This is a genomic window from Leifsonia lichenia, assembly GCF_054780215.1.
This window is the reverse complement of record NZ_BAAGWT010000009.1, coordinates 413,082-435,651: the sequence shown is the minus strand read 5'-3', so window position 1 is coordinate 435,651 and position 22,570 is coordinate 413,082. Positions and strand designations below refer to the sequence as shown.

Below are 22,570 nucleotides of genomic sequence, written 5' to 3'. Positions count from 1 at the left end.
CCAGCATGGCAACACTCTTCGACCCTCTGACCCTGCGCGGCGTGACGGCCCGCAACCGCATCTGGACTTCTCCGATGTGCCAGTACTCCGTCATCGACGAATCCGGTGTGCCCCAGCCGTGGCATCTCGTCCACCTGGGCTCGTTCGCCGCCGGCGGCAGCGGCATTGTGTTCACCGAGGCGACCGCGGTGAGCCCCGAGGCGCGCATCTCCCCGCGGGACACGGGCATTTGGAACGACGAGCAGCGCGACACCTGGAAGCCGATCACCGCGTTCATCGCGGAGCAGGGCGCCGTGCCCGGGATGCAGCTCGGCCACGCGGGACGCAAGGCGTCGAGCTGGCCGGCCTGGGGCTACGAGGACCGCACGGGCAGTGTCCCTCCCGGCGAGGGCGGCTGGCCGACCGTCGCGCCGTCGCCGGTCGCGTTCGGAGACCTGGCCGTTCCTGCCGAGCTCTACCCGGCGGGCATCGACGCGATCGTCGACGACTTCCGATCGGCAGCGCGCCGCGCCGTCGACGCCGGCTTCCAGGTGCTCGAACTGCACGCAGCCCACGGGTACCTCCTGCACCAGTTCCTCTCCCCCATCGCCAACCGGCGCACGGACGAATACGGCGGCAGCCTGGAGAACAGGGCCCGTCTACTCCTGCGCATCGTGGAGTCGGTCCGCGCGGAGGTCGGCGACAATGTGCCGCTGTTCGTTCGGTTCTCCGGCAGCGACTGGACGCCGGGCGGCTGGGACGAGCAGCAGACTGCCACCGTCGCCGGGTGGGCGCAGGATGCGGGAGCCGACTTCTTCGACATCTCCAGCGGTGGCATCCAGAGCGGCATCCGCATCCCGTTGGAGCCGGGCTATCAGGTGCCGTTCGCCGCGCACGTCCGCTCGTCGGCCGAGGTGGAGGTGAGTGCGGTCGGGCTCATCACCACGCCGGAGCAGGCGGCGGACATCGTGGAGAGCGGCCGGGCCGACGCCGTGATGCTGGCGCGCGAGCTGCTGCGCGACCCGCACTTCCCCCTGCGGGCCGCGCACGAGCTCGGCTACGACGTCGACTTCTGGCCGCCGCAGTACCTCCGTGCCCAATGGCGCAGATAGCGCAGCGGCGCAGGTAGCGCAGCGGCGCAGGTAGCGCAGCGGCGCAGGTAGCGCAGCGGCGCAGGCAGCGCAGCGGTGCAGGTGGAAGCCGCGGCGGCGCGTGCGCACCGCCGCGGCGCCTGCTCACCGGAGGTGGCGCTCGAAGAACCGGGCGGCGTCGTCTCCTGCGTACGATGGCACGCCTCGGTGGCCGCCGAGATTCGCCTGCAGCGTCTTCTCCGTGGAGCCGAAGGCGTCGAACAGGTCGAGGGCGAGCTGGCGGTCGTTGCCCTCGTCGTCCCACTGCAGCAGCACGTGCAGGGGGATCGTGAGCCGCCTGGCGTCGTCGAACATGGCGCGCGGAACGTAACTGCCCGCGAAGAGACCGGCCGCCGCGATCCTCTGGTCGACGGCCGCCAGCTTGATGGCGATGGCGGTCACTCCCCCGGAGAAACCGACGGGGCCGCCGATCTGCGGCAGCCCGAGCAGCGCATCCAGTGTCGCCTGCCACTCCGGCACGGCCAGCTCGACCAGCGGGAGGACCAGCCGGTCGACGATCTCGTCCACGGGCTCTCCGGCGGCGAGTGCCCTGTGCAGGTCGGCTCTGGCCTGTTCGGCGTCCGCCGATCGCGGCCGGTCGCCGCTGCCCGGCAGCTCGATGGTGGCCGAGGCGAAGCCACTGGCTGCGGCGCTCCTCGCCCGCCCGGCCAGGCGGGAGCGCATCATGCCGAGGCCGCCAGGGTGGCCAAGCAGGATCAGCGGCACGGGGGCCGAGACGGAGGCGGCGGCGGGCGTCCAGAGAACGCCGGGGATGTTCCCCAGGGTGAACGAGCGTTCGAGGACGGCGCTTCCGACAGCGCTGCCGCTGTCGCTGTTGCCGTCGAGACGCTGTTCAGAGGTGAATTGAAGGTGCATGGTCGTGCCTTTCGAGAGTGCTCCTGAAGGGCGCTCCCGGACGACCTATCGCCCGACCGTGACCCCAGGAAGGAGCACCCACGTCGATTCGTTCACGGGTACCACCTCCTCTTTCGCTCGTCCGGTCTCCGACGAGACTAGCAGCGGCGGCCGCTATCGGTCGAGCGCGATCGCGGCGCGCACCACGGGCGCGTGCCGACGCGCGTGTTCGTCGTCCCACAGTCCGAGCAGGTGCAGCGTGGCCATCCGGAACACCAGAGCGCGCAGCAGCAACTGCCGCCATGACGCGATTCCGTAGTCCTCGCCCAGGTTCTCGACGGGATGGCCGTGCCAGCAGGCCGCGTCCGCCACGGCGATCGCGGCGGCCAGGCCCGCCGGCCGCCAGTACGGCGCCCAGTCGATCACCGCGGGCGGGCGGCCATCGGCGAACAGGACGTTCCCGAGCAGATCGGCGTGGATGACCTGACTCGGCGCATCCACCGGCCGGAACTCCGCCGTCAGGGCGGCGATCAGCGGATCGTCCGGCGCCGCCTCCTCGCCCCACGCCACACGGTCCGCTCTGGCCCACGCGTGATCCGTCTCCGAGATGAACGACGGCTCCGGATGCGCGGCCACGGCACGCTGGAAGGCCAGGCCGGCGCGCACCACGTCCGCGACCCGAGTGGGGTTTGCCGCTCCCGGTACCCAGTCGAGGGCTTCCCAGCCGTCGCGCATCCACTGGCCGCTGTCGTCGCGGAGCGGTCGAGGGACGGTGAACCCGTCCGATTCGGCGAGCCCCGCCAGCACGCCCGACTTCCACTCCGTCTCCGCCGACGGCTCCGCCGGGCGCAGGACCACGTGGCCCGCGCGCCAGGTCAGTCCCCGGCCGCCAGGGAGCACTACCGGCGTCCCCGAGACGCCGAACGCCCTCAGGACGTCGTCGCCCGGCGGCTGCGCCTCAGCGGGGCGCACGCGCTCGGTCGATGTTCTGGTCGTTCAGGTGTGCTGCGAGATACAGAGGATGTTCCCTTCGCTGTCTGTGAACCACGCCGCCCTGTCGGTCGGGCTGGTCGCGATGCCGTTCTCGGTCTTCAGTCCGGGGAAGTCGTACTCCTCGAACACGACACCACGCCCGCGGAGATGCTCCACCGCGGCCTCGATGTCGTCGACCATCCACCCCATCGCGGTGTTCTGCGCCGTGCCGGCGTTCCCGGTCTCGTAGATCTGGATCTTGGCATCGGTTCCCGTGCCGTACACGGCTGTCCCTTCGCCCGTCTCCTCCGGTTCGAGCTCGAGCTTGTCGCGGAACCAGTCCACGGCACGCTGCAGGTCCGAAGCAGGAAGGACGGAGTACGTCACCAACGACTCCAACATGAGTGTTCCTCTCCTCCGCTCCTGAGCTTCACGCTACTCGTCGGAGCGGAGGCGCAGAAGAAGAACCGGGGTTCTACGACTCACGAACGCCTCGTGGCGTCCTGCACCTCGCCGACGAGCTCCTCGATGATGTCCTCCAGGAAGAGCACGCCGACCGTACGGCCCTCCGCATCCACGACGCGCGCCAGGTGGCTTCCCGAGCGGCGCATGGTCGCCAGGGCGTCCTCCAGGTCGCTCTCCGCGAACACTGTCACCAGTCTCCGGATGCGCTTGGCAGGCACCGGCAGTTCGAAGCCCGTCTCCTCCAGGTCGAGCACGTCCTTGAGGTGCAGATAGCCGGTCGGCTCGCCGGACTCGTCCAGGACCACGTAGCGGGAGAAGCCGTTCTTCGACACGGCCTTCTCCACGTCGGCCGGTGTCGGCTGGGCGGGAAGCGACACGAGCTTGTCGAGGCCGAGGGCGACGTCGCGCACCTTCTTCTCGGTGAACTCGAACGCGGCGGTCAACGCGCCCGTGCGGTCGGTGAGCACGCCCTCCCTGGTCGACTGGTTGACGATGTTCGCCACCTCTTCGAGCGTGAACGTGCTCGCGGCCTCGTCCTTCGGCTCCACCCGGAACAGGCGCAGCACGCTGTTCGCCGTGGCGTTGAGGGCGACGATGATCGGCTTCACGACGCGGCCGATGGCGACCAGCGGCGGCGCAAGGAGCAGCGCGGCCTTGTCCGGCATCGAGAACGAGATGTTCTTCGGCACCATCTCGCCGAAGACGACGTGCAGGAACGACACGAGCACGAGGGTCACGATGAACGCGACCGTCCCGATGACGTCGTCCGACCATCCCGTCGCGTGCAGCGGCACCTCGAGCAGGTGGTGGATCGCAGGCTCGGAGACGTTCAGGATCAGCAGCGAGCAGACGGTGATGCCGAGCTGGGTGGTCGCCAGCATCAGCGTCGCGTGCTCCATCGCGTACAGCGCCGTCTTGGCGCTCCGCTTGCCTCGCTCGGCGAGCGGCTCGATCTGCGACCTGCGCGCGGAGATGACGGCGAATTCCGCGCCGACGAAGAACGCGTTGACCAGCAGCAGCACCACCAGCCAGGCGATTCCGGCCCAATCACTCATGGCCGTTCACCTCCTCGCCGGGGAGCACAGAGCCGGGCAGCACGGGATCCGGCGTGTACCGGATGCGGTCCACCCGTCGCCCCTCCAGCCGCTCGACCCGCAGCGTCCCGCCGTCGATCAGCACCTCGTCGCCCACCTTCGGCAGACGGCCGAGCTCGTTCATCACGAAGCCGGCGACCGTCTCGTACGGGCCGTCCTCCGGCACCGTCACGCCTGCGCGCTCGACGAGTTCGTCCGGTCGCAGGATGCCGGGGAAGGTCAGCGAGTCCCTGCCGCGGACGACTCCGGCGCGGGTGCGGTCGTGCTCGTCCGCCACCTCTCCGACGATCTCCTCGACCAGGTCTTCCAGGGTGGCGATGCCGGAGGTGCCGCCGTACTCGTCCACGACGACGGCCATCTGGTATCCGCGACCACGGAGCTCGCCGAGCAGCGTGTCGAGGTTCATCGTCTCCGGCACACGCAGCGCATCCGTCTGCAGCGCCGAGACAGGAACCTTCGCTCTGCGCGGCCGGGGAACGGCGACGGCCTGCTTCACGTGGACGAAGCCGACAACATCGTCGATGTCGTCGTCGACGACGGGGAAGCGCGAGTATCCGGTCGACCTGGCGAGGTCGAGCACGGCCTGCGCCGGCGCGCTGCGCTGCACGGTCGCGATGCGCGGTCGCGGCGTCATCACGTCGGACGCCGTGTGATTGGAGAACGCGAGCGTGCGGCTCAGCAGGGTCGCCGTGTCCGCTTCGAGCAGACCGGCACTGGCGGAACGCCGCACGAGAGACGACAGCTCCTCTGCCGTGCGTGCGCCGGACAGCTCCTCCTTCGGCTCCACCCCGAGCATCCGGAGCACGCCGTTCGCCGTGCCGTTGAGCACGACGATGAACGGCCGGAAGATCGCTGTGAACACCGTCTGAAACGGGATGACGAGCTTGGCGGTGGCCAGCGGGAGCGCCAGCGCGAAGTTCTTCGGCACCAGCTCGCCGAGGATCATCGACAGCAGGGTGGCGACCACGATGGCGACGGTCGTCGCGATCGGGGCGACGACGCCTTCCGGGATCCCGATCGAGGTCAGCGGGCCGTTCAGGAGCGTGCTGATCGCGGGCTCCATCGTGTACCCGGTGAGCAGCGTGGTGAGCGTGATGCCGAGTTGCGCGCTGGACAGGTGCGTCGAGGTGATCTTCAGCGCCGCGATGGTCATCGTCAGCCGGGACTCGCCTCGCTCGCGGCGCGCTTCGAGGTCTCCGCGGTCGAGGTTGACCAGCGCGAACTCGCTCGCGACGAAGAGGCCGGTCCCGATGGTCAGCAGCAGGCCGACGCCGAGCATGATCCACTCATAGAGCACGGTGGTCACCCCGCTCCGGTCTCAGACCGCGGGTGAGCGGCGAGGTCGTGGAACTCGCCAGGGCGAATGGGCTAGCAGAAGGAGGGTCGTCCATTTCCCGCTCAGTATACCGGCGAGGTTTCCGGGAAAAGGGTGTGTGCGCTCGCACGTCGGCGGCACTCCCAGCAAGTCCGTAATCCGTTCATAGCGGTCGCCGAGGGCCGGGGTTCACACTCGCATCGCTCACCCAGCACGAAGAGAAGGACAGCGCGATGACCTCCACCAGCCCGGAATACGGAGCCCCGAACGGACAGCCCTGGCAGCCAGGCCCTCCCGTGCCGCCGCAGCAGCAGCAGCCGTACCAGCAGCCGTACACGCATCCATCGGCAGCCGCGGCACCGGCGCCGGGTGGATACGTCCTGCACCGCTGGCCGCGCTGGGCTCAGAACACCGCGGTGATCGTCGGCGCGGTCGCGGTGCTCGTCGTGGTGTTCTTCGCCGGCTTCTTCACGGCGAACGCCGTCGACCACGGACGCGTTGGCATCGGCACGGGGCAGAACTTCCAGCCACGCCAGTTCGGCGGCAACGGGAACGGTTTCGGCCAGAACGGCGGACAGAACGGCGGACAGACGCAGAACGGCGGAACCGGCGGTCAGACCCAGAACAACGGCTGAGTCAGAACAACGGCTGAGCCGATCTACCAGGAGACCGGCAGCGCCTTGCCCTCCTCGTAGCCCGCGGCCGACTGGATGCCCACCAGTGCGCGATCGTGGAACTCCGCCACCGAACGCGCACCCGCGTAGGTGAACGAGCTGCGCACGCCCGTCGTGATCATGTCGAGCAGGTCTTCGACGGACGGCCGCTGCGGATCGAGGTAGATGCGCGAGCTGGAGATGCCCTCCGCGAAGAGCGTCTTCCTGGCGAGCTCGTACGCGTCCAGGCGTTCGAAGCGCCCCTTGACAGCCTTGGTGCTCGCCATCCCCCAGCTCTCCTTGAATAGTGCGCCGTTCGCATCCCTGTCGAGCAGGCCGGGCGCCTCGATCGTCCCGGCGAACCAGGAGCCGATCATGACGGACGCCCCACCTGCGGCGAGCGCGAGAGCGACGTCGCGCGGGTAGCGGACGCCCCCGTCCGCCCAGACGTGGGCGCCGAGCTCCTTCGCCGCCTGCGACGTTTCGAGCACGGCGGAGAACTGCGGGCGGCCGACAGCGGTCATCATGCGGGTGGTGCACATCGCGCCAGGCCCGACGCCCACCTTGAGGATGTCGGCGCCGGCGGCGACGAGGTCGCGAACGGCCTGCTCTGTGACGACGTTGCCTGCCACGATCGGAAGCCCGAGGCCGAGCCCCTTGACCGTGTGGATGGCGCGCCGCATCCCGTCCTGGTCGCCGTGCGCCGTGTCGATGACAAGCACGTCCACCCCGGCCGCGGCGAGCGCCTTGGCCTTGCTCGCGACATCGCCGTTGATGCCGACCGCCGCGGCGACGCGCAGCCTGCCGTGCGCGTCGAGCGCCGGCTGGTAGATGGTGGAGCGCATCGCGCTCTTCCTGCTGAGGGTTCCGACGACGCGGCCGTGGTCGAGCACGGGGGCGAACTCGAGTCCTGCCGCGCTCATCACGTCGAAGGCGGCGCGGCCGTCCGGCAGGTCCTCAGCGTCGAGCGAGGTGAGCGCGCCGTGCAGGAGGTCGCCGAGGCGCGCATCCGGCAGGGCGGAGCCGAGCTGTGTCGCGGCGAGGCAGCCGAGGTATGCGCCGTCCGCCCCGTGGATGACGATGCCGTGGCCCTCGACCGCCGGCACCCTGCGCAGCGCGTCGGCGACCGTCTCCTCCGGCGACGCGGAGTACGGGGTGTCGAAGGCGACCGGCTGCTCCTTGACCCAGCGGATCGCGTCGTCCAGGTCTTGCAGGTGCATGTCCTGCGGCAGGACGCCGAGACCGCCGCGGCGGGCGAGCGTGGCTGCGAGGCGTTTGCCCGTCACCGAGTTCATGTTGGCGGACACGATCGGGATGGTCGCGCCCGTTCCGTCTTCCGGCGCGAGCGACACGTCGAGGCGGCTGGTGACATTGGATCTCGACGGCACCAGGAACACATCGGAGTAGGTGAGATCGTGGCGCGGGGTCGTTCCATAGAACTGCATGGGAATAACGGTATCCCCCCACGGTGAACGCCCGCACCCGCTGCTGGAAGGGATTAGGCTTGACGACTGGATGGAAACGGGCGGTGACCGTGCTGCCTGTGCAACAAAAATCAATGGAGAGAGTGGGCGAGCGGCTGTGTCGAGCCAACTGACAGGTGTGGGAACCGACGACGGATCGTCGGGCGAATTCGGAGCCAATGAGTGGCTCGTCGACGAGCTGTACGAACAGTTCATCGTCGACAAGAATTCGGTCGACAAGTCATGGTGGCCGATCCTCGAGAGCTACCAGCCGACCGTGAAGGACGACGGTCAGGCCTCCGCAGCCCAGGCCTCCACCCCCGCCCCCAGCGAGACCCCGGCCCCCACCCCGGCCGAACCCACCGTTCCCACCCCGGCAGAGCCGACCGCCCCGAGCCCGACGGAGCCGAACGCTCCCACTCCGGCAGAGCCGTCGACCCCCGCGGGCGACGCTCACCCCGTCACCGCCCCCATCCCGGTGATCGGCGCGCAGCCCGTCGCCCGCACCACCTCGATCGCACCGAAGCCGCAGCCGGTCCCCGCCGACGCCCCTGTGACAGCCCCGCAGGCGGTCCTCGCAGAAGACGGCACGCCTGAGCCGCAGGACAAGGTCACGCCGCTCCGCGGCATGTCGAAGACGCTCGCCACCAACATGGATGCGTCGCTCACGGTCCCCACCGCCACGAGCGTCCGCACCATCCCGGCCAAGCTGATGATCGACAACCGCATCGTCATCAACAACCACCTCAAGCGTGCGCGCGGCGGCAAGGTCTCCTTCACGCACCTCATCGGCTGGGCGCTCATCCAGGCGCTCAAGGAGTTCCCGAGCCAGAACGTGTTCTACGACGAGGTCGACGGCAAGCCGTCGGTCGTCGCCCCCGCACACGTCAACCTCGGCATCGCGATCGACCTGCCGAAGCCGGACGGCACCCGCGCCCTCCTCGTGCCGAGCATCAAGCGCGCTGACACGATGGGCTTCGGCGAGTACCTCGCCGCATACGAAGACCTGGTCATGCGCGCCCGCAACAACAAGCTGGGCGCAGGCGACTTCGCCGGCACGACCATCTCGCTCACGAACCCGGGCGGCATCGGCACCGTGCACTCCGTGCCTCGCCTGATGAAGGGCCAGGGCGCGATCATCGGCGCCGGTGCTCTCGAGTACCCCGCCGAGTTCCAGGGGTCGAGCGAGAAGACGCTCGCCGGTCTCGCGATCGGCAAGACGATCACGCTCACCAGCACGTACGACCACCGCGTCATCCAGGGCGCAGGCTCGGGCGAGTTCCTGAAGATCGTGCACGAGATGCTGATCGGCAAGCGCAACTTCTACGAAGACATCTTCGCCGCGCTGCGCATCCCGTACGAGCCCATCCGCTGGGCTCCGGACATCAGCGTCGACCTCGCGAGCGCCGTCGACAAGACGGCCCGCGTGCAGGAGCTCATCAACGCGTTCCGCGTTCGCGGCCACCTGATGGCCGACATCGACCCGCTCGAGTACGTGCAGCGCACGCACCCGGACCTCGACATCGCCAGCCACGGCCTCACCTTCTGGGACCTCGACCGCGAGTTCGTCACCGGCCAGTTCGGCGGCGACAAGCGCAAGATGCTGCTCCGCGACATCCTGGGCGTCCTGCGCGACTCGTACTGCCGCACGGTGGGCATCGAGTACATGCACATCCAGGACCCTGCCCAGCGCAAGTGGATCCAGAACAAGGTCGAGCGCGGCTACGAGAAGCCGTCGCACGACGAGCAGCTCCGCATCCTCGGCAAACTGAACGAAGCAGAGGCGTTCGAGACCTTCCTGCAGACCAAGTACGTCGGCCAGAAGCGATTCAGCCTCGAAGGCGGCGAGTCAACCATCGCCCTCCTGGATGCGATCCTCGAGGGAGCAGCGAAGGAGAACCTCGACGAGGTCGCCATCGGCATGGCGCACCGCGGCCGTCTCAACGTCCTCACCAACATCGCCGGCAAGACGTACGGTCAGATCTTCCGCGAGTTCGAGGGAACGCAGGACCCGCGCACCGTGCAGGGTTCCGGCGACGTCAAGTACCACCTCGGCACCGAGGGCACCTTCCGCGGCGCCAACGGTGAGGAGATCCCGGTCTACCTCGCGGCGAACCCCTCGCACCTGGAGGCCGTCGACGGCGTCATGGAGGGCATCGTCCGCGCCAAGCAGGACCGCCGCCCCCCGATGACGTTCCTCACGCTGCCGGTCCTCATCCACGGCGACGCCGCGATGGCCGGACAGGGCATCGTGGTCGAGACGCTGCAGATGTCGCAGTTGCGGGCATACCGCACGGGCGGCACCATCCACGTGAACATCAACAACCAGGTCGGCTTCACGACGCCGCCCACCGAGTCCCGCTCGTCGGTGTACTCGACGGACGTCGCCAAAACCATCCAGGCGCCGATCTTCCACGTGAACGGCGACGACCCTGAGGCCGTCGTGCGCGTGGCCCAGCTCGCGTTCGAGTACCGCCAGGAGTTCAAGCGCGATGTCGTCATCGACCTCATCTGCTACCGCCGCCGCGGTCACAACGAGGGAGACGACCCCTCGATGACGCAGCCGCTGATGTACAACCTCATCGAGGCCAAGCGCTCCGTCCGCCGCCTGTACACCGAGGCCCTCGTCGGCCGCGGCGACATCACGGAAGAAGAGTACGAGCAGGCGCACCGCGACTTCCAGGACCGCCTGGAGCGCGCCTTCATGGAGACGCACGCCGCGCAGACCAACTCGGTTCCCGTCGTCACCGGAGACGGTGCCGTCGCGGACCTCGAGCTTCCCGCCGCCCAGCAGGACGACAATGTCGGCGAGCCGGAGAGCACCGCAGTCAGCGAGCAGGTCATCCAGCTCATCGGCGACGCGTTCAACAACCCGCCCGCCGGGTTCAGCGTGCACCCCAAGCTGCAGCAGCTCCTCACCAAGCGCGGCGAGATGAGCCGCAGCGGCGGCATCGACTGGGGCTTCGGCGAGCTCCTCGCCCTCGGGTCCCTCCTGCTGGAGGGCACCCCGGTGCGCATGGCGGGCCAGGACACCAGGCGCGGCACCTTCGTGCAGCGTCACGCCGTGTTCCACGACCGCACCAACGGTCAGGAATGGCTGCCGCTGGCGAACCTCAGCGACAACCAGGCCAAGTTCTGGATCTACGATTCGCTGCTCAGCGAGTACGCGGCCATGGGCTTCGAGTACGGGTACTCGGTCGAGCGCCCGGATGCACTGGTGCTGTGGGAGGCGCAGTTCGGCGACTTCGCCAACGGCGCCCAGACGATCATCGACGAGTTCGTGTCGTCCGCCGAACAGAAGTGGGGCCAGCGCTCGTCGCTCGTCCTGCTGCTCCCGCACGGCTACGAGGGTCAGGGACCCGACCACTCCAGCGCCCGCATCGAGCGCTACCTGCAGTTGTGCGCAGAGAACAACATGACTGTCGCGCGCCCGTCGACCCCCGCATCGTACTTCCACCTGCTGCGCCGCCAGGCATACGCCCGTCCGCGCCGCCCGCTCGTCGTCTTCACCCCGAAGGCGATGCTGCGACTGCGCGGAGCGTCCAGCGATGTCAGCGACTTCACCCAGGGCAAGTTCGAGCCGGTGATCGACGACGCACGGATCAGCGACAAGGGTGCCGTCAAGCGCGTGCTGCTGATGGCGGGAAAGCTCTACTACGACCTGCTCAACGAGCTCCAGAAGAACCCCAACCCGGAGATCGCGCTGGTCCGCGTCGAGCAGTACTACCCGCTGCCCGCCGAGGAGCTCAAGGCGGTCGTCGACTCCTACCCCAACGCCGAACTGGTGTGGGTGCAGGACGAGCCGGAGAACCAGGGCGCCTGGCCGTACATGATCCTCGAGACCTCCAAGCTGGGCCCGCGCCCGCTCGGCGTCATCTCGCGCGCCGCTTCGGCGTCGCCGGCGGCCGGGTCGGCCAAGCGTCACGCGCAGGAGCAGAGCATTCTCATCCAGCGCGCGCTCACGCTGTAACCGCATCCACTGCCTGTTGAGGGGCGTCTCGCGTCAGCGCGAGACGCCCCTCGCCGTTTGCTGCGGCCGCGCGTATGGTGACGTCATGACAGTCGTGACCACCCACCGCCTCGGAGAGCCCTGCTGGGTCGACTACGCGAGCTCTGACGTTCCGCGAGCCCGTGACTTCTACACCTCGCTGTTCGGCTGGACGGCCGATGAGGGCGGCGGGGAGTACGGCGGGTACATCACCTTCCGCAGGGACGGCCACGCCGTCGCAGGCCTCGGCGCCGTCATGGGCGACGAGAAGCCCGACAGTTGGCTCACCTACCTGTTGGTCGAAGACGTGGATGCGTCGGAGAAGGCCGCCACGGACGCCGGAGCGCAGGTGTACGCCCCGGCGATGACGGTCGGCGATCAGGGCAGGATGGCCGTCGTGGCCGATCCCGGCGGAGCCGTGATCGGCCTCTGGGAGCCTGGCGCGCACCGCGGATTCGGGCTGACGGCGGACGTCGGCGGCCCGGCCTGGCACGAGTTGTACGCGCGCAGCTTCGCGGCGCAGGTGGAGTTCTACACGAAGGTGTTCAACTGGCAGACGCAGGTGCTCGGAGACACCGCCGACTTCCGCTACTCCACGTTCGGGCCGGACGGCGCACCGGCCGGCGGCGTGTACGACGCCGACAAGATGCTGCCGGAGGGAGTCCCGTCGCACTGGGTGGTGTACTTCGGGGTCGCAGACGCCGAAGAGTCCTGTGCCCGCGTCGTGGAGCTCGGCGGCACCGTGATCCGCGACCCGTGGGACAGCGAGTTCGGCCGCTTCGCGCAGGTCAACGACCCGCTGGGCGGCCTGTTCCTGCTGCACCAGGTGCAGCAGCCGTAGCGCGTTCTGTCAGCAGGGCGCGCAGAAGCGGCGCGATCGTCCGGTCAGTGCGTCGCCTGGAAACCCCGGATGCGCAGCAGCACCTCGGCGCGGAGCGTCTCCGGTGCCGTCTCCTTGCACGCCCTCTGCACCACCTCGGTGAGCACGACGCTCAGGTGCGCTTCGTCCGCGCATCCATTGCAGGTGGCGAGGTGCTCGCGGATGTCTGCGGCATCTTCGCTGCAGAGTTCGTTGCGCAGGTATTCCTCGAGGTCTTGCTTGGCCTTGTCGCAGCCGCAGTCGGTCATTTCGTGCTCCTGGGTGTCTGCACGGCGGACAGTCCCCGCTCGTGCGCGTAGTCGGTGAGAAGCTCCCTCAGCATCCGGCGGCCGCGGTGGAGGCGGCTCATCACGGTGCCGATCGGGGTCTTCATGATGTCGGCGATCTCCTGGTAGGAGAACCCTTCGACATCAGCGAAGTACACAGCCATCCGGAAGTCCTCCGGGATGGCCTGCAGCGCGTCTTTGACCGCGCTGTCCGGCAGGTGGTCGATCGCCTCGGCCTCTGCCGAACGGCTCGAGGACGCGGTGGTCGACTCCGCACCGCCGAGCTGCCAGTCCTCGAGCTCGTCGATGGTGCCCTGGTACGGCTCGCGCTGCTTCTTGCGGTACGTGTTGATGAAGGTGTTCGTGAGGATGCGGTACAGCCAGGCCTTCAGGTTGGTGCCCTGCTGGAACTGGTTGAACGCCGCGTACGCCTTGACGAAGGTCTCCTGCACCAGATCCTGCGCGTCGGCGGGGTTTCTGGTCATGCGGAGAGCCGCTGCGTATAGCTGGTCCATATACTGCAGCGCCTGCTCTTCGAAGAGCGGACCGAGGTCGTCAGTTGCGGTGGTCATCACGGGCAAGTCTAGTTCCGCACGTGTGCGCGCGCGCGGAGAGTCGAGGACAGTGCTCGTGAGGGTCACAGACTTTCCTTCCTTCGATCGAAAACGCGGATACCCTTGACAACGATGCTGATCTCGAAATATTCCGCGCCCGAGTTCGATCCGTACGGCGACAACCGCGCCGACGAGCCGAACACACTGTGGCCTGCGCCCGTCGCGGCGGGCCCGCTGACCGCATCCGTGTCGTTGCCGGGCTCGAAGTCTCTGACAGCCCGCGAGCTGGTGCTCTCCGCCCTGGCAGACGGCCCGTCGCTGCTGCGCGCGCCGCTTCACTCGCGCGACAGCGAGAACATGGTCGAGGCGCTGCGTGCCCTCGGAGTGAGCATCGAGGCGAAGAAGGGCGCGAGCGAGTTCGGCGACGACCTCCTCGTGACACCGGCGGAGGAGCTGCTCGGCAGCACCACCATCGAGTGCGGTCAGGCGGGGACGGTCATGCGGTTCGTGCCGCCGATCGCCGGTCTCGCGCTCGGGCCGACGATGTTCGACGCGGACGACTCGGCGCGCGGACGCCCGATGTCGTCCATCATCTCCTCGCTGCGCGACCTCGGCGTCGACGTCAATGACGACGGCAGGGGCTCCCTGCCGTTCACGGTCCACGGCACGGGCACCGTGCGCGGCGGCGCGATCACCATCGACGCGTCGTCGTCCAGTCAGTTCGTCAGCGCGCTGCTGCTTTCCGCGAGCCGCTTCGAGGACGGCCTCGACCTCCGGCACTCCGGCGAGCGCCTCCCGAGCCTGCCGCACATCGAGATGACCATCGACACCCTCGCGGCGCGCGGCGTCACGGTCGAATCGCCGGAGGTGGGTCGCTGGATCGTCTCCCCCGGCGCCATCGCGGCGCGGGATGTCGACATCGAGCCCGACCTCTCCAACGCTGCGCCGTTCCTGGCGGCGGCCGTGGTGACGGGTGGCTCGGTCACCTTCACCGGCTGGCCGGAGCGCACGACGCAGGTCGGCGCCGACCTGGCCGAGCTGCTCCCCCTGTTCGGTGCGACGGTCACCCGCGACGGCGACCGGCTCACCGTCACGGGAGGCGAGAGCATCCCCGGCGTAGAGCTGGACCTGACGACAGGCGGCGAGCTCGCACCGGCGCTGGTGGCCATCGCCGCCCTCGCGGACGGCCAGAGTGAGATCACCGGCATCGGGCACATCCGTCACCACGAGACCGATCGGCTCGCCGCCCTCGTCGCGGAGATCAACGGCCTCGGCGGCGCGGTCACCGAGCTCGAGGACGGGCTGCGGATCGAGCCCCGGCCGCTCACCGGCGGGGTGTGGCGCAGCTACGAAGACCACAGGATGGCGACGGCCGGCGCGATCATCGGCCTGGTCGTTCCCGGCGTCGAGATCGAGAACGTCGCGACGACCGCCAAGACGCTCCCCCAGTTCACGCAGCTCTGGGCTCGCCTGGTCGAGGAAGGCACCGCCCCAGCGTGACGGAGAACGCAGCGTGACGGAGCAGACCGGGTCGTGGTGGGACGACGGCGACGACGATGACGAGGCGTACTCCGAGTTCGACGAGTCGAGCATCCGGAGCCGCCCCAACCCGAAGGGCAACCGGCCGCGCACCAAGACCAGGCCGGAGCACGGGGATGCGCAGATCGCCAGGGTGCTCGGCGTCGACCGCGGCAGGTACACCGTGCTCCTCGACGAGGACACCGCTGACGAACGGCAGATGACGGCGGCCCGCGCCAGCGAGCTGCGCAAGCAGGCCATCGTGACGGGCGACCGGGTGGCCATCGTCGGCGACACCACAGGCGAGGACGGCACACTCGGCCGGATCGTGCGCATCGAGCCGCGCGCCACGCTCCTGCGCAGGAGCGCGGACGACACCGACGAGGTGGAGCGGGTGATCGTCGCCAACGCCGACCAGATGCTGATCGTGGTGGCCGCTGCGAACCCCGAGCCGCGCACCCGCCTGGTCGACCGCTACCTGGTCGCCGCGTACGACGCCGGAATCGCGCCGATGCTGTGCGTGACGAAGATCGACCTCGCCGACCCCGGCCCGTTCCTGGAGAACTTCGCCGGGCTCGACCTCCCGGTGTTCACGAGCCGCGAGGACCACATCCCGGTCGATGCGATCAAGGCCGCGCTCGTCGGTCACGACACCGTGGTGGTCGGGCACTCCGGCGTGGGCAAGTCGACGCTGGTGAACGAGATCGTGCCAGGCGCCTTCCGGGCGACAGGCCACGTCAATGTGGTGACGGGCCGAGGCAGGCACACGTCGTCGTCGACGGTCTCGCTGCGGGTCGAGAACGCCGAGGGCCACGGCTGGGTCATCGACACCCCCGGCGTCCGCTCGTTCGGGCTCGGGCATATCAACACCGACAGCATCCTCAAGTCGTTCACCGACCTCGCAGAGCTGGCGGAGGATTGCCCCCGCGGATGCACGCACCTCCCTGACGCGCCGGACTGCGCGATCGTCGAGGCTGTCGAGTCCGGGACGCTCGGCGACGCTGGGCGCGCACGGCTGGACTCGCTGCAGCGGCTGCTTGCCACATTCGCCTGAGCGCGGGGCGCACTCGTGCGTCAGAATGAGTGCATGACTGATGTGCGACTCGAATCGGGCGACTCCGCCCCGGCGTTCACCCTGAAAGACCAGGACGGCGCTGCCGTCTCGCTCGGCGACTACGCGGGCAAGAACGTGATCGTGTACTTCTACCCGGCTGCCATGACGCCGGGGTGCACAAAGGAGGCGTGCGACTTCCGCGACAACCTGAACTCCCTGGCGTCATCCGGCTACCAGGTCATCGGCGTCTCCAAGGACGCCCCGGCGAAGAACAAGCAGTTCCAGGAGCAGGAGGGCCTCAACTTCCCGCTGCTGAGCGACGAGGACCTCGCCGTGCACCAGGCGTACGGCGCATACGGAGAGAAGAAGCTCTACGGCAAGACGGTCACCGGGGTCATCCGCTCGACCTTCGTCGTCGACCCGGACGGCAGCGTGCGCCTTCCGCTCTACAACGTGAAGGCCACCGGACACGTCGCCATGCTGCGCAAGAAGCTCGGCGTCGACTGAGTTCGCATATATTTACAATTCCTGATCCCAAACTCTAAGGTCGGGATGCGGTGCCTCGATCGCCGCATCCCGCACGAAGGAGTGTCCCCATGAACGCCGTCGCCGAGCCGACAACAGCCCCCGCTTCCGTCTCAACGCCTGCCGCACCGCCAAGCGGGCCGTCCATCGCCGATCCAGGACCGCTCGGGCTCGCCGCGTTCGCGCTCACGACGCTTCTGCTGAGTCTCGCCAACGCGGGGATCCTCCCGGAGGCCGGGGCGACGGCGGTGAGTATGGCCCTGTTCTTCGGCGGACTGACCCAGGCTGCCGCCGGCCTGTGGGAGTTTGCGCGCGGCAACACGTTCGGCGCGACGGCTTTCACCGCGTACGGCGCCTTCTGGCTGTCGTTCTGGTGGCTGCAGACCAACCCGGAGTTCGCGGAGAGGGCGGGAACGGCCGGGGTCGGCGCCTACCTGCTCGGCTGGACGTTGTTCACCGCCATGATGACCGTGGCGGCGGTGAAGACCAACGGGGCGACGCTCGCGGTGTTCGTGCTGCTCACCGTCACGTTCGCCCTTCTCGCGATCGGCGATCTGGCGGAGGCGGAGGCATCGACCAGGCTCGGCGGCTGGCTCGGCCTCGCGACCGGCCTGACGGCCCTCTATACGGCGTGGGCAGGCGTCACCAACGCCACCTGGAAACGCGAGGTCCTTCCCGTCTGGCCGCGCGCCTAGCGTCCCACTGCTCCGGCCGTCGCTCGCGTGCCCCGTGTGGCGCGTCGCACGCGCGGCGGCCGGTGTCCCCTCAGCCGGGCTGCTGTTCGCCGTCTCAGGCCGGCAGTCGCGGCACCGATGCGAGCAGCCGCTGCGTGTACGCGTCCTGAGGATCGCCGAGCACAGAGCGGGTCTCCCCCTGCTCGACCACCCTGCCGCCGCGGAGCACCACGGTCTGCTCGCACAGCGAGGCGACGACGCCGAGGTCGTGCGACACCATCACCACCGTCATACCGTCGCGCCCGCTCAACTCGGCGAGCAGGTCGATGATCTGGATGCGTGTGGTCACGTCGAGCGCGCTCACCGGCTCGTCGGCGAGCAGCACCCTCGGCCGGGAGACGACGGCGCGCGCGATGGCGATGCGCTGCCGCTGACCGCCGGAGAACTCGTGCGGGTACCGGCCGGCCGCCTCCGCCGGAAGCCCGACCGCTGCCAGCGCCTCGGCCACCCTGTCGCGCGCATCCTGACCGGAGGCCACCCGGAGGCTCGTCAGCGGCTCGGCGATGATGCGCCCGACGCTCTGCCGGGGGTCGAGCGACGAGTACGGATCTTGGAACACCGTCTGCACGCTGCGGCGGAACTCGCGCATCCTGGCCCGGTCGCGCCGGTCGAGCCGAACGCCGTCGAACAGCAGCTCGCCGCTGGTCGGGCTGCTCAGGCCGAGCAGGATCGACAGCGCGGTTGTCTTGCCGGCGCCGGACTCCCCCACCAGGCCGACGTTGCGTCCCGGCTCGACAGCCAGCGACACACCCTCCAGGGCGGCAGCGGATGCGCGACGGTAGCGGAAACCGGCCTCACGAAGCTCCAGGATGGCGCTCACGACACCTCCAGGGCTCGGTCGAGCTCGCGTGCGCTCGCGACGAGTTCGACCGTGTACGGGTCGCTGGGGGCCGCGAGCAGTTTCTCGATGGTTCCGGACTCGACGACGCGCCCCGCACGGAGGACGAGGGCGCGCTCCGTCATCCGGGAGACCACGGCGAGGTCGTGGCTGACGAACAGCAGCGCCATATCGCGCTCGGAGACGAGCGCGTCGATGAGGGAGAGGATCTCCGCCTGCACCGTCACGTCGAGCGCCGTGGTCGGCTCGTCGGCGATGAGGAGCTGCGGAGCGCAGGCGAGCGCGGCGGCGATGGCGACGCGCTGACGCTGCCCACCAGAGATCTCGTGCGGGTACGCCCTGGCGATCCGTTCCGGCTCCGGCAGCCGCACCTCGGCGAGGGCGTCCAACACCGCCCGCTTGAGGGCGTCGCCGCGCAGTCCGAGGTGACGCCGCAGTGGCTCTGCGACCTGTTTGCCGAGGCGCATCAGGGGGTCGAGCGCCGTCAGCGGCTCTTGGAAGACGACGGAGGCGACGCGTCCGCGCAGCGCGACCAGGTCGCGCTCCTTCGCCCCGACGACCTCGACGCCGTCGAGCACGGCACTCCCGGATGCGACGAGGCCGGCCGGAAGGAGGCCGGTCACCGCGAACGACGTGAGGGACTTGCCGGAGCCCGACTCTCCGATGAGGCTGAGCCGCTCCCCCGCCGCGATGCTGAACGACACATCCCGCACCAGCGGAGTGCCCGTTGCCGACGTGACGCCGAGCTCCCTGACCTCCAGCAGCGGCGCGGTCTTCGCTTGTGCGATCTTCGCTGCTGCAGCCTTCTTGTCCGCGCTCATCGCGATCGCCTCCTCGTCGGGTCTGCGACATCGCGGAGACCGTCTGCCACGAGATTCACGCCGATCACCAGGATCACGAGCGCGACGCCGGGGGCGATCGCCCCCACCGGAGCGGTCGCGACGGTGCCCTGCGCCTCCTGCAGCAGCCGCCCCCACGACGCGTTCGGCGGCGGAGCGCCGAGGCCGAGGTACGACAGGCTCGCCTCCGCCAGCACGGCGACGCCGAACTGGAGAGCGAGGTTCACACCGAGCGTCGGCCAGATGTTGGGCAGGATGTGCTTGCCGACCACGCCGAGCCAGCTCGTGCCGGACGTGCGCGCCGCTGTGACGTACTGCTGCGAGAGCACGCGCTTCGCCAGCACTCTGGTGAGCCTGGCGACGACCGCGGACATGGCGAGGCCGATCGCGAGGATCGCCGTGCCGAGGGATGCTCCCTGCGCGGCGACGATGAGCATCGCGAGCAGCAGCGTCGGGAACGCGATGAGGATGTCGAGCGCCGCCGAGATCGTGTCGTCCAGCCAGGTGGTGGCGAACGCCGCCAGCAGACCGAGCGTGATGCCGATCAGCGCTCCGATGGCGACGGAGCCGATACCGACCGCGAGCGCTATCCGCGCACCGATCATGAGCTGCGTCGTGAGGTCGCGGCCGAGCTTGTCCGTGCCGAGCCAGTGCGTCGCATCCGGATGCTCGAGTCGTCCTCCCGAGGTGTCGCTCGGCGCGAACGGCAGCCAGAAGAACGAGACAACGGCCACGAGAACGACGAGCACGACCAGCACGACTCCGATGGTGAGCGTCACCGAGCGGCGGCGACGGGCGCGCTCCGGCGCCTGCGCCTCCTGTCCGCCCGCGCCGGCGTGCCCGGCCGCCTGGTCCACGATCGCGCTCATCGGTTGCCCGAAATGCTCAGCCGCAGTCGCGGGTCGACGAGGCGCTGCACCAGGTCGGCAGCGAAGCCGATCAGCAGCACGGCGAGGGTGCTGACGAACAGGATGCCCTGGATGTTCGGGTAGTCGTGCTGCTGGATGGCGCGCAGCAACATGCTCCCGAGGCCGGGCAGCGTGAAGACGCTCTCCACCACCACCGCTCCGAGGAAGGTGGTCGCCAGCTCGATGCCGAGGATGGAGATGACCGGCACCGCGCCGTTGCGCAGACCGTGCCGCCACATCGCCTGCCCGAAGCTGGAGCCGAGCGCACGCGAGTTGCGCAGGTAGTCGCTGCCGATCACATCCAGGGTCGCGCTGCGCACGTACCGGGCGATGGATGCGCTCATCACGACCGCGATCGTGATCACGGGAAGCGCGAGCGAGGTGAGGGCGGCGGCCGGGTCTGCCCAGTCGTCGCGGGGAAATCCTCCGGAGGGGAACCAGCGGAGGTTGATCGAGAACGCGCTGACCAGCAGGATGCCGACCCAGAACACGGGCACGGCGATCCCGAGCTGCGAGATGGCGGACAGCGCGATGCCGTACCACGTGTTCGACTTCCACGCGGCGACGAACCCGATCACGAGCGCGAGCGCCAGCGCGATCACGAACGAGATGAGGGTGAGCGGGATGGTCACCGCGAGCCGCGAAGCGATCTCCGGGCCGACAGGAAGCGACGTGATGAACGACGCCCCCAGATTCAACGTGAGCATCTGCCCGAACCAGGAGACGAACTGCTGCAGCAGCGGCTGGTCGCTGCCGACCTGCTCCTGCGCGGCCTTGATCTGCTCCGGGGTGGCGTTGACGGACAGCAGCGCGTTCGACGGGTCGCCAGGCAGCACCCTCAGCAGGAGGAACAGCACCACCATGGCGAGCAGCAACGACACCACCAGGAAGGCGAAGCGACGCAGAAGATAGACGGCCATGACGTTCTCAAGAGTAAATGCTCGGGGAGCCGGTGAACGGCCCCCCGAGCATCCTGTGGATGACTCGCCCCTGTCTACTTCTTGACGATGTCGTACGCGTAGAACTGCGAGTTCAGCCCGTTGACCGGGTACCCGCTGACGTCACTCGACGCGACGACGATCTGCGGGTAGAGGTACAGCCAGGCGCTCGCAGCGTCCTTCGCGATCTGCTCGTTGACGAGCTTCAGCTTGGCGGTCTGCTCCGCTGTGGTGGTCGCCTGCTCGGCCTCGTTCACCCACTGGGTGACCTGCGGGTTGTCGTAGCCCCAGTAGAAGTCGGGGTTTCCGTACCAGACCACATCGCGGTCGTTGACGTGCTCCTGCAGGGTGGCGGTGAAGTCGTGGTTCTTGAACACCTTCGTGTACCACTCGTCGGCCGAGATGGAGTTGATGTTGACGGTGATGCCGACCTTCGCCAGCTCGCTCTTCAGGAACTCGGCGACCGCGGGGTGGGGGTCGTACGTCGGGGTGTCGAGCGTGAACGTGAAGCCGTTCGGCAGGCCGGCCTCGGCCAGCTCCTTCTTGGCGAGGGTCACGTCGTACGGGTTGACCTTGGTCAGGTCTTCGTACCAGGGGTCGCTCGGCGGGACCATCGAGCCGATCAACGTGCCGTACTTGCCCCAGATGGAGCTCAGCAGCTTCTTGGTGTCGATGGCGGAGTAGACGGCCTTGCGGACCTCGGCCTTGTCGAACGGCGCGACCTTGTCGTTGAAGGCCAGCAGCTCCTTCGTGGTCGACTTGCCGTTGGTGATCGTGTAGTCCTTGTTGCCGTCGAACTGGGTCAGCGCATCCGGGCTCTGGATGCTGGTGACCACATCCACCTGGTTGGTGAGGAGGGCGTTGGAGAGGGCCGTGGCGTCGGTGAAGTAGTCGTAGACGACTTCCTTGTTCTTCGCCTTGGTGCCCCAGTAGTCGTCGTTGCGCTCGAGGCTGAGCGAGCTGCCGCGCTTCCACGTGCCGAGCGTGTACGGGCCGGTGCCGTCCTCCGCCGTCTTGTAGTTCTTGGTGCCCGGGCCGTAGATCCAGATGTAGCTGAGGTTGTACGGCAGCGAGATCGAGCGCGACTTCAGGGAGATGACGACGGTCTTGTCGTCCGGCGTCGCGATGCCGGAGATGACAGCGAGCTGCGACTTGCGCGCAGACTGCGAATCCGCGGCGGTCACGCGCTCGATGCTGCTCTTGACGTCCGCGCTGGTCAGTGGCTTGCCGGAGTGGAACTTCACACCGTCGCGCAGCGTGAACGTGTAGGTGAGGCCATCGTCGCTCGCGGTGTACTTCGTCGCGAGGAGCGGCTCGACCTTGCCGTCGTCTGTGAGTTTGAACAGGCCCTCGTAGACGTTGCCGTTCAGGGCCTCCGTGACGCCCTGGCCTCCGCCTGCGGTGTTGTCGAGGTTGACCGGCTCGTACAGCGAGCCGATGGCGATGGATGCGTCAGCGCCGCTCGACGACGACGATGCGCCCGAGCATCCGGCCAGCGCCAGTGTGGCGGCGACGGCCGTAGCGAGCACGACGAGAATGGACTTCTTTCTCAACGGAGTTCTCCTGGTGGGGTGAGGGGGTTGCTGTGCTGTGGAGCTCGTT

At 68.7% G+C, this 22,570-nt stretch carries 21 protein-coding genes; 8 read left to right on the top strand and 13 right to left on the bottom strand.

Going from position 1 to position 22,570, the window contains the following annotated elements; translation table 11 throughout:
* The first annotated feature begins 5 nt into the window (after positions 1–5).
* Positions 6–1,091 (top strand): NADH:flavin oxidoreductase/NADH oxidase, encoded by a 1,086-nt coding sequence (locus tag ACYVGI_RS17030; protein WP_460633773.1) that lies wholly within the window; start codon positions 6–8, stop codon positions 1,089–1,091.
* Positions 1,092–1,214: 123 nt separating this feature from the next.
* Here the strand turns inward: ACYVGI_RS17030 and ACYVGI_RS17025 are convergent, their stop codons facing one another.
* The 5 genes from ACYVGI_RS17025 to ACYVGI_RS17005 form a co-directional block, all read right to left on the bottom strand.
* Positions 1,215–1,985: a dienelactone hydrolase family protein gene (locus ACYVGI_RS17025; RefSeq protein ID WP_460633772.1), complete on the bottom strand. Its 771-nt coding sequence runs from the start codon at positions 1,983–1,985 to the stop codon at positions 1,215–1,217.
* A gap of 153 nt (positions 1,986–2,138) precedes the next feature.
* Positions 2,139–2,936 (bottom strand): hypothetical protein, encoded by a 798-nt coding sequence (locus ACYVGI_RS17020; RefSeq protein WP_460633771.1) that lies wholly within the window; start codon positions 2,934–2,936, stop codon positions 2,139–2,141.
* Between the two features lie 24 nt (positions 2,937–2,960).
* Positions 2,961–3,338 carry a VOC family protein gene (locus tag ACYVGI_RS17015; RefSeq protein WP_460633770.1) on the bottom strand — a complete coding sequence of 126 codons (378 nt, stop codon included), beginning with the start codon at positions 3,336–3,338 and terminating at the stop codon, positions 2,961–2,963.
* Positions 3,339–3,418: 80 nt separating this feature from the next.
* A complete protein-coding gene (locus tag ACYVGI_RS17010) occupies positions 3,419–4,456 on the bottom strand; it encodes a hemolysin family protein (protein ID WP_460633769.1) in 1,038 nt (345 codons plus the stop codon).
* Positions 4,449–5,774: a hemolysin family protein gene (locus ACYVGI_RS17005; protein ID WP_460633816.1), complete on the bottom strand. Its 1,326-nt coding sequence runs from the start codon at positions 5,772–5,774 to the stop codon at positions 4,449–4,451. The genes ACYVGI_RS17010 and ACYVGI_RS17005 overlap by 8 nt, the downstream gene beginning before the upstream one ends.
* A gap of 269 nt (positions 5,775–6,043) precedes the next feature.
* Here ACYVGI_RS17005 and ACYVGI_RS17000 point away from each other — a divergent pair, with 269 nt between their 5' ends.
* Positions 6,044–6,445: a hypothetical protein gene (locus ACYVGI_RS17000; RefSeq protein WP_460633768.1), complete on the top strand. Its 402-nt coding sequence runs from the start codon at positions 6,044–6,046 to the stop codon at positions 6,443–6,445.
* 23 nt (positions 6,446–6,468) lie between these two features.
* On the opposite strand, the gene guaB1 is transcribed toward ACYVGI_RS17000, so the two are convergent.
* Positions 6,469–7,908: a GMP reductase gene (gene guaB1, locus ACYVGI_RS16995; protein ID WP_460633767.1), complete on the bottom strand. Its 1,440-nt coding sequence runs from the start codon at positions 7,906–7,908 to the stop codon at positions 6,469–6,471.
* 136 nt (positions 7,909–8,044) lie between these two features.
* On the opposite strand from guaB1, the gene ACYVGI_RS16990 reads away from it, so the two are divergent.
* On the top strand, positions 8,045–11,896 hold the full coding sequence (locus ACYVGI_RS16990; protein ID WP_460633766.1) for a multifunctional oxoglutarate decarboxylase/oxoglutarate dehydrogenase thiamine pyrophosphate-binding subunit/dihydrolipoyllysine-residue succinyltransferase subunit: 3,852 nt from the start codon (positions 8,045–8,047) through the stop codon (positions 11,894–11,896).
* A gap of 85 nt (positions 11,897–11,981) precedes the next feature.
* The gene (locus ACYVGI_RS16985; protein WP_460633765.1) at positions 11,982–12,755 is read left to right on the top strand and encodes a VOC family protein; all 774 of its coding nucleotides are present in this window, start codon (positions 11,982–11,984) and stop codon (positions 12,753–12,755) included.
* Positions 12,756–12,799: 44 nt separating this feature from the next.
* On the opposite strand, the gene ACYVGI_RS16980 is transcribed toward ACYVGI_RS16985, so the two are convergent.
* Together ACYVGI_RS16980 and ACYVGI_RS16975 are read right to left on the bottom strand one after the other, a co-directional pair.
* Positions 12,800–13,042, bottom strand: coding sequence for a zf-HC2 domain-containing protein (locus ACYVGI_RS16980; RefSeq protein ID WP_055890975.1), 243 nt, complete (start codon positions 13,040–13,042; stop codon positions 12,800–12,802).
* A complete protein-coding gene (locus ACYVGI_RS16975; RefSeq protein WP_157480102.1) occupies positions 13,039–13,632 on the bottom strand; it encodes a sigma-70 family RNA polymerase sigma factor in 594 nt (197 codons plus the stop codon). Before ACYVGI_RS16975 ends, ACYVGI_RS16980 begins: the two co-directional genes overlap by 4 nt.
* Before the next feature lie 114 nt (positions 13,633–13,746).
* Here ACYVGI_RS16975 and aroA point away from each other — a divergent pair, with 114 nt between their 5' ends.
* The 4 genes from aroA (at position 13,747) to ACYVGI_RS16955 (ending at position 17,406) form a co-directional block, all read left to right on the top strand.
* Positions 13,747–15,114 (top strand): 3-phosphoshikimate 1-carboxyvinyltransferase, encoded by a 1,368-nt coding sequence (gene aroA, locus ACYVGI_RS16970; protein WP_460633764.1) that lies wholly within the window; start codon positions 13,747–13,749, stop codon positions 15,112–15,114.
* Between the two features lie 13 nt (positions 15,115–15,127).
* Positions 15,128–16,186 (top strand): ribosome small subunit-dependent GTPase A, encoded by a 1,059-nt coding sequence (gene rsgA / locus ACYVGI_RS16965; protein WP_460633763.1) that lies wholly within the window; start codon positions 15,128–15,130, stop codon positions 16,184–16,186.
* A 33-nt stretch (positions 16,187–16,219) separates the two neighbouring features.
* Positions 16,220–16,693: a thioredoxin-dependent thiol peroxidase gene (gene bcp, locus ACYVGI_RS16960; protein ID WP_460633762.1), complete on the top strand. Its 474-nt coding sequence runs from the start codon at positions 16,220–16,222 to the stop codon at positions 16,691–16,693.
* Positions 16,694–16,782: 89 nt separating this feature from the next.
* Entirely contained in the window at positions 16,783–17,406 is a 624-nt protein-coding gene (locus ACYVGI_RS16955) for an acetate uptake transporter (protein ID WP_460633761.1), read from the top strand.
* 94 nt (positions 17,407–17,500) lie between these two features.
* On the opposite strand, the gene ACYVGI_RS16950 is transcribed toward ACYVGI_RS16955, so the two are convergent.
* The 5 genes from ACYVGI_RS16950 to ACYVGI_RS16930 form a co-directional block, all read right to left on the bottom strand.
* Positions 17,501–18,265, bottom strand: a complete 765-nt coding sequence (locus ACYVGI_RS16950) for an ABC transporter ATP-binding protein (protein WP_460633760.1) — start codon at positions 18,263–18,265, stop codon at positions 17,501–17,503.
* Positions 18,262–19,104, bottom strand: a complete 843-nt coding sequence (locus ACYVGI_RS16945) for an ATP-binding cassette domain-containing protein (RefSeq protein ID WP_460633759.1) — start codon at positions 19,102–19,104, stop codon at positions 18,262–18,264. The genes ACYVGI_RS16950 and ACYVGI_RS16945 overlap by 4 nt, the downstream gene beginning before the upstream one ends.
* Positions 19,101–19,991 (bottom strand): ABC transporter permease, encoded by an 891-nt coding sequence (locus ACYVGI_RS16940; protein ID WP_460633758.1) that lies wholly within the window; start codon positions 19,989–19,991, stop codon positions 19,101–19,103. The genes ACYVGI_RS16945 and ACYVGI_RS16940 overlap by 4 nt, the downstream gene beginning before the upstream one ends.
* Complete coding sequence (locus tag ACYVGI_RS16935) at positions 19,988–20,950, bottom strand: ABC transporter permease (protein WP_460633757.1); 963 nt, start codon at positions 20,948–20,950, stop codon at positions 19,988–19,990. Before ACYVGI_RS16935 ends, ACYVGI_RS16940 begins: the two co-directional genes overlap by 4 nt.
* A gap of 74 nt (positions 20,951–21,024) precedes the next feature.
* Positions 21,025–22,521, bottom strand: a complete 1,497-nt coding sequence (locus ACYVGI_RS16930) for an ABC transporter substrate-binding protein (protein WP_460633756.1) — start codon at positions 22,519–22,521, stop codon at positions 21,025–21,027.
* Positions 22,522–22,570: the final 49 nt, after the last annotated feature.